Source organism: Bacteroidota bacterium (assembly GCA_039821555.1).
Lineage (GTDB): Bacteria > Bacteroidota > Rhodothermia > Rhodothermales > Rubricoccaceae > JBCBEX01.
In genome coordinates, this window is sequence record JBCBNX010000014.1 from 1 (window position 1) to 12,739 (window position 12,739).

The following is a 12,739-nucleotide window of genomic DNA, read 5'->3' on the forward strand; positions in this document are numbered from 1 at the left end:
GAGAGCACGCTGAGGTAGGCGCCGACGTAGACGGGGTCGTCGAGGTCGCTCACGTCGAAGATGAGCGTGCGCGTGCGGTTGCTCCCATAGTCGCCGTTGCTCTCGTCGAACTCGTCGTTCATGAGGAAGTAGCGCTTGTCTTCCGTGAGCCAGCCTTGGTGCGCGTAGCCCGGGAAGGGATACGTCGTGCGGCTGATGCTCACGGCCTCGCGCGGGTTCGTGACGTTGCTGATCGAGAGGACGTCGTTGTTGCCGAAGGCGCCGTTGGAGGAGAAGCAGACGGCGTCGCCGGTGTAGTCGGTGTCGGGGCCGTCGTAGCGGACGCACTGGGCGTCGTGTGTGTAGCCGTCGCTATCGAAGCAGCCCGCGAGGCGCGGCAGGGTGGGACGGCCGAGGTCGACGATGTGGAGGCCGCCCCCGTTGCAGTTGAAGTTGCTTTGCGTGGACCCCACGACGAAGGCATAGGGGAGGTCCTCGTCAATGACGATGTTGTGCGCGCTGCCGATGCCGGTGTAGCGGCCCGTCGCTTCGAACTCGACCGGGGCACCGGTGACGTCGCGTAGCTGCCTCAGGTCGAAGACCTGCATGCCATGCCCGTCGGCTTCGCTGACGATGTAGACGTAGTTGCCATGCGTCTTGAGGTCGCGCCAGGTGGACGTGCCTGTGGCGCTGGCCAGCGTGCCGACGACCCTGGGCGAAACAGGGTCCGCGAGGCTGACGAACACGGTGCCCTCGGTGGTACCCACGAGCGCGTATTCGACGCCCGTCTCCGGGTCGGTCCAGCCCCAGATGTCATTGCCGCGCGGGGTCCCCGAGAAGGCGCGGATGTTGAGCTGGGAGGTGGTCAGCCGCCCAACCAGATCCACGTCTGAGCAGGGGAAGCTCAGCGCGGTCCCGCCAGAACAGGAAGCCGTGACAGCCTCTTGAGCGGCGAGGGAGCCAGGGAGGATCAAGAGGCTCAGGAGCAGAAGCGTACGCATGTGGGGGAGAAAAGTGGAACGGGAGAGATCGGGGACACGCATGCTAGTGGAGCAACCTCGACAGGCTATTAGCGCGCGAGGGTTAGCGCGCGAGGGTCACGCGGCGCGTCTCGGTAAAGGTTTCGCCCACCACGCGCACCACGTAGGCGCCGCTCGGGAGGGCAGATCCGTCAAGGGTAAGCATCGCCGCATCGACCGTGCCATCGAGCAGCGTCGCGACGCTGCGGCCGAGCAGATCGTAGGCCTCGGCGCGAACGCGTTCGGGGCTGTCGAGGGTGAGCGCGAGCGTGGTGCGATCACCAAACGGGTTCGGATATGCCGCGCTCAGCCGCTCGGTGGCGTCAGGAAGCGGGGCTTCCGTGGCCACGCCAACGTCTTCCGGACGCAGCACGAAGAGCCCGCTCTCCCGGTCGTTGAGAAGCACAACGCCGCTCTCAAAGAAGGGGTAGACGCTCCACGCCCCGTCGAACGAGATGTTGGTCCCCGGGAAGGAGTCGAAGAAGCCGAGGAGCTCGAAGTCGGTGGGATTGGCAGGGTCGAAGCGGAAAACGCGCAGGCCGCTCTCGTAATTCGCCTGATAGATCACGTTGTCGCGCACGTAGAGGTTGTGGTCCGACGACGTCACGCCCGACGAGTACGCCCCGACATAGAACGGATTGTCCAGGTCCTCCACGTTCATCACGATGGTGCGGGTGGACGCCGCGAGGCCCCGCGCCTCGTCCAACTCGTCGTTCATGAGGAAGAAGCGCTTGTCGTCGGTGAGCCAGCCCTGGTGCGTGTACCCCGGGTCAGGATAGGCCGCCGTGCTGATGCCCCTGGGCGAGGTCGCGGTGGTGATATCGCTGATGGAGAGGAACGACGTGTTGGACGAGAGGCACACAGTGCGGCCTTGGTAGTCGGGATCGGGGCCATCGTAGACCAGGCACTGCGCGTCGTGGGTGTAGCCGTCCGCGTCAAAGCAGCCCGACAACGCGGGGGCGAGCGGGTTGCGCACGTTCACGAGAATGAGCCCGCCGGTATTGCAGGAGCGGCTGGTGAAGTCGGCAGATCCGACAATGATCGCCACGTCCAGGTCATCGCCTGCGATGACGTTGTGCGCCCCACCGATGCCATCGTAGATCGCGTCGGCATCGAAGGTGGCAGGGGGGCTCGTCACGTTGCGTAGCCGCGTCAGGTCGAAGACCTGCATGCCATGCTGGGTCGCCTCGCTGACGATGAAGGCATAGGAGCCGCGGGTCTTGATGTCGCGCCAGCGGTTACCGAAGGCGCCTGGGATCTCCGTGGGCAAGACCCCGACTAGGAGCGGTGCCGTCGGGTCGCTGAGGTCCACGAACGCGACGCCGTCGTAGTGCCCGACGAGCGCGTACTCGGTGCCCGTTTCTGGGTCGGTCCAGCCCCAGAGGTCGTTGCCGCGCCGCCCGATGCTGTAGTCGTAGCCGAACGTGAGCGCGTCGAAGTCGAGGTGGGCCAGCAGGGTCACCCGGTCACATTCGTAGCCGTCGGCGGTGCCGTTTTCGCACGGAGTCTGTGCCGAAAGGTGCGTAGGCGCAGCGAACAGGGCGCAGGCGACGAGGAGGCTGGAAAGTCGAGAAGCAAGGCGCATCGGCGTGGTGGGTATGGACGTGCAGAGGGCAACATGCAAGGGGGCAAGCTACGGTGTCGGCCGCCGGGAGTCATGGCACTTCCTGCGAACTACCCCGAGGACGGAGGGACGCCGCGTCCTGGCGGGACGCCGAGCCCCGGTGGGACGCCGAACCCCGGTGAGACGAGGGACATACCCTTGGACCTGGAAGCGAGCCTACCCGGCCTCGACTTCGAAGCGGTTGGCCGCGCGGTTCTTGCGGACGGCGCCCGCTGAGAAGATCTTCCCATTCATCGCCACGTAGACGCCGGGCGCGAGGCTCTGGACCGCCCCGACCGCAAAGCCGATGTTGAACTCGGCGTCGGTGTGGCGGAAGCGCGCTGGCGTGAGCGACCCGACGAGCACGACGGTCTTCGCGGCGTCAGGCTGGAAGCGCAGGGCGGCTTCGATGGCGCGGCCCGTCTGCGCCATCGTGTCGGTGCCGTGCGTGATGATCACCTGCGTAGCCTCGCAGTCGAGCACGCGCTGGACGATGCGGGCGCGGTCGTCGTCGGTGATCTCCAGGCTGTCCTTGCGGAGCAGCGTCTCCGCCTGATAGTCCACGGTGGCGCCGACTTGCTTCAGGATCTCGACAATCTGCGGGTCGCCGACCTGGAAGTCGCTCTTGGCGTCGAAATAGACCTTGTCGATGGTCCCGCCCGTGGTAAAGATCTGAAGCATGGGGGAGGGGCAGGGGGATCAGCGCGTGGCTGCGTGCCGCGTGCCGAACGCGGTCAGGCGTCGTTTGCGGCGGGCGTAGCCGTCGTGGACGAGGCGGCGGGCCTTGCGCCCGAGTGGGACGTGGTTGCGCCGCTGGAGGTTGTCGTAGCCCGAGGCACGCACCTCGTTGAGGATCTCGCGGTACCACCGGGCGGCGGCGCGGATGCCCGTGCCCGCCCGCCCAGGCAGCGCTGCGATGCCGGCTTCGGCTGCGGTGTAGAGGCGCTCGGCCTCCGCCATGACGTGCTCCAGCAGCGCGCGGTAGGCTGCGGTCGGGACACTGGCTTCCAGCGTCGCCGTCGTGACGCCGTGCTCGGCCATCAGGTCCGCCGGGAGGTAGACGCGCCGCAAGCTGTGCCAGTCCTCGCCCACGTCGCGGAGGATGTTGGTGAGCTGCATGGCGTTGCCTAGCGCCCGCGCGGACGGCGTGAGCGTCGGGATCCGGCTGCGGTCATCCACCAGGAACGGCAGCATCATCGCGCCGACGCTGCCCGCGACGAACTCGGAGTAGGCAACCAGGTCAGCCATCGTCTCCACTAGGCGCCCGTCGAGGTCCCAGGCGGCCCCGTCGAGCAGTTCGAAGAGCGGGCCGGGAAGCAATCCGAAGCGCGTGTGGACATCGGCGAGGCGCTGCCACAGAAGGCCGTCGGGAGGGGCACCGTCGAGCGTGGCGGTGAGCGCAGCGCGCATCTGCTCGACTTCGGCCTGCGCGGCTTGCGTGCCAATCTCTTGCACCCGCTGATCCGCGACGGAGTCGACGGCACGGCAGTAGGCGTAGAGCGTGGCGACGGGGAGGCGCACCTCACGGCGCAGCAGCCGAGCCGCAAGCGAAAACGTCTTCGAGTGGTGACGGAAGGAGCGCCACAGCGCGCGGTCCTGATCCGCACGCGACCCAGCGCCCGCCTCGTCCAGCGCGAGCGCGTCTGCCGCAGTAGTCGGTCCGAGTGACGAGGCCGGGTGGAGTGTGAGGTCGGCCATGACAGTGCAGAGGAGCAGGGCCCGTAGAGGGGCTCAGGGGCGACGGAGGAGAAAACAGGCGCGTCAGCCCGCGACCGGGGCCGGCGTGAGCGCGGGCGCAGCACGGCGCAGCCGGAGCACGGCAAACGGAACGGCGAGCGCCACCGTACCGATCAGCGCAGCCAGCGGGAGGCCGTACAGGAGCGATACGAATATGGGGAAAATCATGTTGAGCGCGAAGAACGCCGCCGCCCAGGGATAGCGCGTGTCACTGTTTTCCTCGGGGATGCCGCCAAACAGGAAGCGATAGGCCACCATGATCAGCAGCGAGGTGACAAACCACCCCACCCAGTTCATCAGCGGCATCCCGAAGAAGGCGCCCACGAAGAGCCAGTCGAACGTCTCCGCGACCCAAGAGCCCGCGAGTGCAGGCGGAACCGTCGTGGGGTAGATCCAGAAGGGGAACGCCCGGCTCATCGCGGGGTCGAGGGCCACGTCCCAGATCACCATTAGAAGGGAGCCGCCCACGATCGTGCCGAGGGTGCCGAAGCGCATACGCTGAGCAAGGTCATAGCACACCACGGAGACGGCATACCACGAGGGTGGGATGAACCACGGCACATGCCCCCCGATCTTCGCGCCCAGCCAGCTCGTGTACATGTAGGGGCCGAACGGAAGGCCAGACTGGGTCCCCGCCAGTTCGGCCGCCGCGCCGATCAGGCAGCCGACCACCAGGAAGCCAACAGATCGCCCCCAGCCGAGGACGGGGAGGTAGAGCAAGAACGTCAGCACTGGAAGCAGCGCCATGAAGGTCCACGTCGGTGCTTTGATGAGGCTTTCCATAAACGGCTGAAAAAACGCCGCCGCGGGCGGAATCACCTTCAGCACGAGCGTCCCCGCGATGGAGAACGCGATGGAGGCCGCAAACACGTAGAACGAGACGCGGAAGAGCCGGTCCGTAGGGGACCCGGAGTCGAGAGGCAACAGCCGACCCAGCATGGGAAGCAGCGGAGAAGTGCAAAGCAAAGAAGGGCGGCGCAACATACGCTCGCACACCCATTCCGTTCTACCCTCGCGGGATACCTAGCTCAGCGGCGCGACACAGCGTACGACTGTGCCGCCGTCCTCGCCGGGCGTCACGGCCAGCGTTGCGCTCATCTGGTCGGCGCGGAAGCGCATGCTGTAGAGGCCCCGCCCGTGTTGGGCCAGCCCCGCTACTTCCGAGACGCGCATGCCCGGCGGCGTGGTGGAGTCGCCCATCAGGATCTCCGTCAGGATCCCCCGTCCGTCGTCTTCCACCTCCAGCACGACGGTGCGCGTGTCTGCGCTCGAGGGTTCGTAGAGCCGTAGGACGATGTGCCGAGCCTCAGCGTGCTTGAGGGCGTTTGCCACCGCTTCCTGCGCGATGCGGTAGAGGTGGCGCGTCGTTCGCCGGTTAGCCACCGCAACATCGTCGATCTCGGCGGTGATGTGCGTGCCCTCCGCAGCCTCGTTCATGGACGCGGCGAGGTCGAGCAAGGCCGTCTGGAGGCCGTTCGTTTTGTCTAGGACGGGGTGGAGCCCCGCCGCAATCTGCCGGGCCTCTACGAGCGCGTGCGCAATCAACTCGCCCACAGTGCGAGCGCTAGCCGCCAGTTCAGGCGCGATGCGCTCCAGTTCGCGTAGGTGAGCTTGTGCCGAGAGGGCCGCGCCTGTGAGCACCTGCCCCAACCCCTCGTGCAACTCCATGCCGAAGCGCTCACGCTCAGTCTCCGTGAGGTCGTGCAACTGCTGGTCGCGCTCGCGCACTGTGGCGAGGGCTTGCTCGCGGTCCGTCGCGTCGTTCTGCACGCCCAAGAAGTAGATGAGGCGCCCGTCCGCATCGTAGACCGGACTGACGTGCAAGTCGTTGTAGAAGAGCGTGCCGTCCTTCTTATAGTTGCGTAGCACGACGTTGGCCGCCTCTCCCGCGTCGACGTGCTCTCGAAGTACTTGCCGGGCGAACTGCTGCCGGTCATCGCCTTGCAAAAAGCGGCAGTTGCGCCCGATTACCTCGTCGCGGTCGTAGCCCGTGAACGTGCAAAAGTAGTCGTTTACCCAGACAATGGGATTGTCGGGGATGTTCGCATCGGTGAGGACGACGAGGTTGCTGGCTGTGTGGAGCGCCTGCTTGAAGATGTCGGCAGGAAGCGGCGCACTCGCCGGGCGCGGAAGCTCGGGCGAGCGGTCTTCTTGCTCGTGCACGTGAGAGTCGAGGGTAGACATGCAGACCTCAGGGTGAGGACCTCTAGACGCGGAGGTCGGAGCGGGATGGGCCACCCTACCACCGATCACCCATAAGGGGGTTCCTGTGCGGAAAATCAGGTAAACACCGGGGAGCGGGTAGGGACGATCAAGGGGCGCTCCCGTCCCCACGCGAGCGAGGCTCAAGGTGCAACCCGACACCAACGCACCCGTAGCGCGCCAGAGCAAAGGCAGAGGAACGAGGGGGAATAGGGTATGCTAAAAAGTTAGCATAAAGTCTTGACTTGGGAGGTCGCGCCGCCCTATTCTGGCGGTGTTAAAATATTAGCACTGCATCAATTCGACATGACACAGCCCAGCCTCAGCCGTCGCGAGCGGCAGATCATGGACATCGTCTACCGCACCGGTGAGGTTACCGCCGCCGAGGTGCGCGCCGCCCTCTCCGACGCGCCGTCCTACTCCGCGGTGCGGGCCCTCCTCCGCATCCTGGAGGAGAAAGGCCATCTCGCCCACACCCAAGACGGCCCGCGCTACGTCTACCGTCCGACCGTCGCGCCAGAGAAGGCGCAGCGCTCGGCGCTCCGGCATTTGCTAAACACCTTCTTTGACAACTCTGCCGAGCGCGCCGTCGCCGCCCTCCTCGATTTGAAGAGCGATCAGCTCTCCGACGACGACCTCGACCGCCTCACGCGCCTCATCGACGAGGCCAAGAACGAAGACCAGTAGCCTCCGCCTTCGTCCGCGCTTCCCTGCCCCAGCCGACCGCAGCCATGCCAACGTTTGATCTCTCCATGCTCCTCGAAATGACCTCGGCGGTCCTGCCTGTGGCGCTCCCGCTCATGGTGAAAGCTACGGTCGTGTTCGCGCTCGGATGGGTGGTCGCGCGCCTCATGCGCGGCGCTTCGGCGGCATGGCGCCACGCCGTCTGGGCGGGGACGCTCGCAGCCGTGCTGGCGGTGACGCTGCTTCCGCTCGCCCTGCCTGCCTGGGAGGTCGCCGTGCCTGGTCTGCCCGCTGAAGCCGCAACGCTCAGCGAGGCGCCGGCGCTCACCGACGACGCGGCGGCGCCTACGCTGGCCGCTACCGAGGCGGGCGCGTTTGAGGCGGGCGCCTTCGCAGGACTCAATGCCGCTGAAGAGTCCGCAGCGCCAGCAGCTACGACGCCCTGGGCGCTCGCGCTGGCGCAGCCGTGGGCGGCACTGGTGTTCGTGTGGGCCCTGGGCGCGTTCGTCGTCGGCGCGTGGTGGTTCGTGAGTGCGCTCGCGGCGTGGCGGCTGGCTGCTCGGGCCGCGCCCGTGAAAGACGGCGCCTGGCTCGCGCTCCTCGCCGACGTGGCCGACGGCCTCGACCTGCGTACGCCCGTGCGTCTGCTCACCAGCGACCGCCTCAGCGTACCTGTGACGTGGGGCGCCGTGGGGCCCGTCCTCATCCTGCCTGCCGAGGCGGAGAGCTGGGACGCCGACCGCCGCCGCGCGGTCCTCGCCCACGAGCTCGCCCACGTGGGCCGGCGCGACGTGCTGTGGCAGTGGGTCGCCCAGCTGGCCTGCGCGCTGCACTGGTACCAGCCCCTTGCGTGGCTCGCCTACCGCCGCCTGCTCGCCGAGCGCGAGCATGCCTGCGACGACTCGGTGCTGCGCGCCGGGACGCGGCCTACCGCCTATGCTGACGTGCTCCTCAACGTGGCGCGCTCCGTGCAGCGCCGCGAGCCGGTGGCGGCCCTCGCGATGGCTCCGATGGCGCGCCGCTCGCAACTCGAAGGCCGCCTCCTCTCCATTCTCGATCCCTCCCTCGACCGGCGGGCGCTCTCGCGTGTCCTGCTGACCATCCTGGGGGCGGTGACGCTGCTGCTGGCCGCATCGCTCGCGAGTGTACGCCCGGTAGCGCAGGCCGCCGTCGGCGACGTCGCGCCGTTCAGCTTCGTGGAGGCGGCGAGCGACGCCCCGCCGAGCGGGATAGACGCCGTGGCCGCGCCGCGCCCCAATCCGCAGCCTAGCCCGCAGCCGCGCGTGATCGGCCTGGGTGCGACGACCTATGCGGCGGACGACTTCAGCTGGACCGGCACGCTCGCGCCCGGCAAGCGGCTCATCGTCAAGAACCTCAACGGCGAGGTGAAAGCGCGCGGCGGCAATGACAACGCGGTCTCCATCGAGGCCACAGAGGATCGCTACCGAGGACGCCGCCCGACGCCTGCCGAGGTCGAGGTCGTCGAGTTCGACGGCGGCGTCGTGGTGTGCGTGCGCTACGAGGACCAGCGTGGCGACTGCTCCCCGTCCGAGAGCCCCAGCGGCAACGTGAACAACGGCGTCACGATCAACTTCGAGGTGCGCGTCCCGCGCGGCGTTCACTTCGAGGGCACCTCCGTCAACGGGGCCGTCGAGGCGATGGGCCTCTCGGGTGACGTGAAGGCCACGAGCGTCAATGGCGCCGTGAAAGCAACGACCTCCAACGGCGACATCGAGGCCACGAGCGTCAACGGAGCCGTGGAGGCCTCCGCCAGCGGCACCGTCCGCGCGTCGAGCGTCAACGGCGCCATCCGCGCTGATATGGGCCGCGCCGATTGGGAGGGCACCGCCGAGTACTCCTCCGTCAACGGCGCCATCATCCTCACGCTGCCCTCCGACTTCTCCGCCGAGGTCGAGGCCAAGACGATGAACGGCGACATCCGCTCCGACTTCCCGCTGGAGATCCGGCGCGGGCGCCACGTTGGCGTGTCTGCCTCCGGCACCGTGGGCAACGGCGGACGGCGCATGAAGCTCACCACCCAGAACGGCAGCATCCAGCTGCGTCGCTCGGGCGCCCACCTTCGCGAGCGCAGTGACCGCCAGGATTCCCGCATCGACCGTCGCACCGCTCGCGATGACGACCGCGCCGCTCTGCGTGGCGTCCACCAGATCCGCGACGCGCGTCTGCGCGCGGCCGTGGCCGACACGCTCCGCGCCGCGCACCGGCTCGCCCAGGCCTCGTCCTTCTCCTACTCCGACGCGGACGACGACCTCGATGTCCGCGTGGACGAGCACGGCTTCCGGCTCGTCGTCAACGGCGAGGTGGAGGTCGATCTCGACTGGGATGACCTCGCCGACGAGATGGAAGACATCGTTGAGGAGGCCGTCGAGCGCGTGGATTGGGACGGCATCGCCGACGACCTCGAAGCCGCGTTCGACGACATGAACGTCGATGTCCACCTGAAGATTGGGCAGGCGTTTCAGAGCGCAGCCACCTTGGACCGTCCGTTCGTCTACGAGCAGGCCCACGGCCCCTGCTGATCCAACTAGGCTCGCTCCGCGGCCAGCCAACCGCTCCTCGCTCCCTGGGCAACGTGTGCCCACCTGGTGTGTCCTGTGCGCGCCGGGTCGCCTTCTGCCTGTGACAGACGGCCGCGCCTCGTCACTTTTGCCCCGCCGCCCTCGTAGGCCTCTCATTTTCATGTTTCCGAGCCGCCCCCCGCTCGTCTGATGCTGTTCGCTACGCGCTACCTCGTCCTCCTTCTCGCGCTCGTCGGCCCGATGGCCCTGGCGCCGATAGCCCTCGCGGGTGAGCAATCGTCCGACCCGCCTGGCAGCAAGCAGGGCGAGGGCCCGCCCGAGTTAAGCGCGGTCAGCCTCGCCGAGGCTACCACGGCCAGCCTCGCCATCGACGGACGCCTGGATGAGGAGGCCTGGGCCAGCGCACCCGTCGCGAGCGGCTTCACGCAGCGCGAGCCCGTACCGGGCGACCCGGCTACCGAGCGCACCGAGGTCCGCGTCCTCTACGACGCCAACGCCATCTACGTCGGCTTCCGCTGCTACCTCCGCGACCCGAGTACGCTCATCTCGCGCATGGCCCGCCGCGACGACTTCATCCAGAGCGACCTCGCCCTCGTCGCCTTCGACAGCTATGACGATGGGCGCACCGCGTTCGTCTTCGCCGTCACGCCCGCGGGCAGCCCGCGCGACTTCCTGATCTACAACGACGTCGAGGAAGACACCAGCTGGGACGCCGTGTGGGACGTGGCGACCTCCGTGGAGGAGACCAGCTGGACCGCCGAGTTCCGCATCCCGCTCTCGCAGCTCCGCTTCCGCGCCGACGAGGGCGCGCAGGACTGGGGCATCCAGTTCGGCCGCGAGATCGTTCACAACGGCGAGAGCGACTTCTGGGCGCCGTTCCCGCCCGAGGCCAGCGGTACCGTCTCCAGCTTCGGACGCCTGCTCGACCTACGCGGGCTCCGCGCGCCGCGCCGCCTCGAAGTCACGCCCTACGTCGCCAGCAAGCTCGAACGCTTCCCTGGCGACGCTGCCGATCCGTTCTACAGCGAGAACGACCTCGGCGCGAACGTCGGCGCCGACCTCCGCTATGGCCTCACGAGCGACCTCACGCTCACCGCCACGCTCAACCCCGACTTCGGCCAGGTCGAGGCCGACCCGGCCGTCGTCAACCTCTCGCAGTTCGAGAACTTCTTCGAGGAGCGCCGCCCGTTCTTCGTCGAGGGCGTGGACATCTTCCAGTTCGGCAACACGCGCACGTTCAACGTCGATTTCCGGCCGACCTTCTTCTACAGCCGCCGCATCGGCCGCAGCCCGCGCCGCAACCTCAGCGACGACTTTGGGGATGCCGACTTCGTGGACAGCCCCAACGAGACGACCATCGCAGGTGCCGCCAAGGTCTCGGGCAAGGTCGGCGGCTGGTCCGTCGGCGTCCTCGAAGCGGTCACCACGCGGGAGTACGGCCAGCACGTCGTCGGTGACGGGCCGATCGAACGGGCCATCGTTGAGCCGTGGGCCAACTATGCCGTCGGGCGCGTCAAGCGCGACTTCCGCGGCGGCCAGACCGTTGTGGGCGGCCTCGTCACCGCCGCCAACCGTCGCCTCGCGGACGACCCGGTCTTCGAAGACCTGATGCCATCCAGCGCCTACGTTGGTGGCCTCGACTTCGAGCACCAGTTCGGCGACCAGACCTACGCCGTCTCGGGCGTCGGCGCGTTCAGCCGCGTCAACGGCAGCACGTCGGTCATCACCGACCTCCAGCGCGCCCCGCAGCGCTACTACCAGCGCCCCGACGACGCCTCGGCCTCCGTCGACTCCAGCGCGACCTCGCTCAGCGGCTACTACGGGCAACTCTCCATCGCCAAGATCCGCGGCGAGCACGTCACGGGCTCGCTCACCTACACCGACATCGCGCCCGGCTTCGACGTCAACGACCTCGGCTTCCAGTTCCGCGCAGGCGTCCGGGCGCTCTCCTATGCCACCAGCTACCAGGACAACAACCCCGCGTCTGACTTGCTCAACCGCTGGCGCGTCAATTTCTTTGGCGGCGCTGGGTGGAACCGCGACGGCAACCGCATCAACGGCTACATGGGCACCTTCAGCAACGTGCAGTTCAGCAGCCGCTGGGGCTTCTTCGGCAACGCGATCTACATCCCGCCCGGCACCAACGACCGGCTGACACGCGGCGGCCCGCGCTCGACCTACCCCGCGGGCCTCCGGACGCTGCTGGGTTCGTTCTCCGACTTCCGCAAGCCGTTCGCCGTCGAGGGCGGCTTCAACCAGCGGTTCGACACCTCCGGCGAGTACGATCGCTACGCCTTCAGCACCTTCGTCTGGCGCCCCAACACGACCGTGTCCGTCGAGGTCAACCCCGAACTCGGCTGGGAGAAGGACACGGACCAGTATGTCGGCACCGAAGACGCCGCGGCAATGACCGCGACCGGCGGCACGCGCTACCTCTTCGCCGACGTGACGAGCCAGAACGTCTCGCTCGGGATGCGCCTCAACTGGACGTTCTCGCCGACGCTCACGCTGCAGCTCTTCGCGCGGCCGTTTATCGCGGCCTACCGCTACAAGGACTACAAGCAGTTCGCCGAGCCCGGCACCTACACCTTCGACGTGTTCGGTGACGATACCGGCACCATCACGCGCGGCCAGGTCGAGGACGGCATCTTCGTCCCCAATGCCGAGGGCGACACCTTCGAGGTGAACCCCGGCGACGGCGGCGAGACATTCCGCATCGACCGGCAGGACTTCACGTTCCGCTCGCTGCGCGGCAACGCGGTGCTGCGGTGGGAATACCGTCCCGCCTCGGCGATCTTCCTCGTCTGGCAGCAGCAGCGCGCCGGCTCGATCGGCAGCGACCAACTCGACGCCGGGACGTTCAACTTCGGCCGCGACCTCGGCGACGCGTTCCGCGACGAGGTCGAAAACGTGTTCCTGCTCAAGGCGACGTATTGGATCGGCTCCTGAGGAACGTGCGCGAGCAAGCCACATGG

9 protein-coding genes are annotated in these 12,739 nt (G+C 67.7%); 3 read left to right on the forward strand and 6 right to left on the reverse strand.

Translation table 11 applies throughout. The annotated features are described in order from the left end of the window. The 6 genes from AAFU51_14200 to AAFU51_14225 all read right to left on the reverse strand — a co-directional run. The coding region (locus AAFU51_14200) for a choice-of-anchor B family protein (GenBank protein ID MEO1572402.1) at nucleotides 1–980 on the reverse strand (980 nt) is incomplete at its 3' end. Nucleotides 981–1,062: 82 nt separating this feature from the next. After that, the gene (locus tag AAFU51_14205) at nucleotides 1,063–2,583 is read right to left on the reverse strand and encodes a choice-of-anchor B family protein (GenBank protein ID MEO1572403.1); all 1,521 of its coding nucleotides are present in this window, start codon (nucleotides 2,581–2,583) and stop codon (nucleotides 1,063–1,065) included. A gap of 195 nt (nucleotides 2,584–2,778) precedes the next feature. After that, the gene (locus tag AAFU51_14210; protein ID MEO1572404.1) at nucleotides 2,779–3,282 is read right to left on the reverse strand and encodes an asparaginase domain-containing protein; all 504 of its coding nucleotides are present in this window, start codon (nucleotides 3,280–3,282) and stop codon (nucleotides 2,779–2,781) included. Nucleotides 3,283–3,300: 18 nt separating this feature from the next. Continuing rightward, complete coding sequence (locus AAFU51_14215; GenBank protein ID MEO1572405.1) at nucleotides 3,301–4,299, reverse strand: phytoene/squalene synthase family protein; 999 nt, start codon at nucleotides 4,297–4,299, stop codon at nucleotides 3,301–3,303. A 63-nt stretch (nucleotides 4,300–4,362) separates the two neighbouring features. Beyond that, on the reverse strand, nucleotides 4,363–5,262 hold the full coding sequence (cruF, locus tag AAFU51_14220; GenBank protein MEO1572406.1) for a bisanhydrobacterioruberin hydratase CruF: 900 nt from the start codon (nucleotides 5,260–5,262) through the stop codon (nucleotides 4,363–4,365). A gap of 99 nt (nucleotides 5,263–5,361) precedes the next feature. Continuing rightward, the gene (locus tag AAFU51_14225) at nucleotides 5,362–6,522 is read right to left on the reverse strand and encodes a PAS domain-containing protein (GenBank protein MEO1572407.1); all 1,161 of its coding nucleotides are present in this window, start codon (nucleotides 6,520–6,522) and stop codon (nucleotides 5,362–5,364) included. Nucleotides 6,523–6,846: 324 nt separating this feature from the next. On the opposite strand from AAFU51_14225, the gene AAFU51_14230 reads away from it, so the two are divergent. The 3 genes from AAFU51_14230 to AAFU51_14240 all read left to right on the forward strand — a co-directional run bounded on the left by AAFU51_14230 (nucleotide 6,847) and on the right by AAFU51_14240 (nucleotide 12,713). Next, nucleotides 6,847–7,227 (forward strand): BlaI/MecI/CopY family transcriptional regulator, encoded by a 381-nt coding sequence (locus AAFU51_14230; protein MEO1572408.1) that lies wholly within the window; start codon nucleotides 6,847–6,849, stop codon nucleotides 7,225–7,227. A 44-nt stretch (nucleotides 7,228–7,271) separates the two neighbouring features. Further along, a complete protein-coding gene (locus AAFU51_14235; protein MEO1572409.1) occupies nucleotides 7,272–9,764 on the forward strand; it encodes a M56 family metallopeptidase in 2,493 nt (830 codons plus the stop codon). A gap of 189 nt (nucleotides 9,765–9,953) precedes the next feature. Continuing rightward, on the forward strand, nucleotides 9,954–12,713 hold the full coding sequence (locus AAFU51_14240) for a DUF5916 domain-containing protein (GenBank protein ID MEO1572410.1): 2,760 nt from the start codon (nucleotides 9,954–9,956) through the stop codon (nucleotides 12,711–12,713). Nucleotides 12,714–12,739 lie beyond the last annotated feature (26 nt).

Bases quoted from the DNA above. Each gene is read 5' to 3' on its own strand.
- AAFU51_14210 (MEO1572404.1), bottom strand. From the start codon at position 3,282: ATGCTTCAGATCTTTACCACGGGCGGGACCATCGACAAGGTCTATTTC.
- AAFU51_14205 (MEO1572403.1), bottom strand. From the start codon at position 2,583: ATGCGCCTTGCTTCTCGACTTTCCAGCCTCCTCGTCGCCTGCGCCCTG.
- AAFU51_14235 (MEO1572409.1), top strand. From the start codon at position 7,272: ATGCCAACGTTTGATCTCTCCATGCTCCTCGAAATGACCTCGGCGGTC.
- AAFU51_14230 (MEO1572408.1), top strand. From the start codon at position 6,847: ATGACACAGCCCAGCCTCAGCCGTCGCGAGCGGCAGATCATGGACATC.
- AAFU51_14225 (MEO1572407.1), bottom strand. From the start codon at position 6,522: ATGTCTACCCTCGACTCTCACGTGCACGAGCAAGAAGACCGCTCGCCC.
- AAFU51_14240 (MEO1572410.1), top strand. From the start codon at position 9,954: ATGCTGTTCGCTACGCGCTACCTCGTCCTCCTTCTCGCGCTCGTCGGC.
- AAFU51_14215 (MEO1572405.1), bottom strand. From the start codon at position 4,299: ATGGCCGACCTCACACTCCACCCGGCCTCGTCACTCGGACCGACTACT.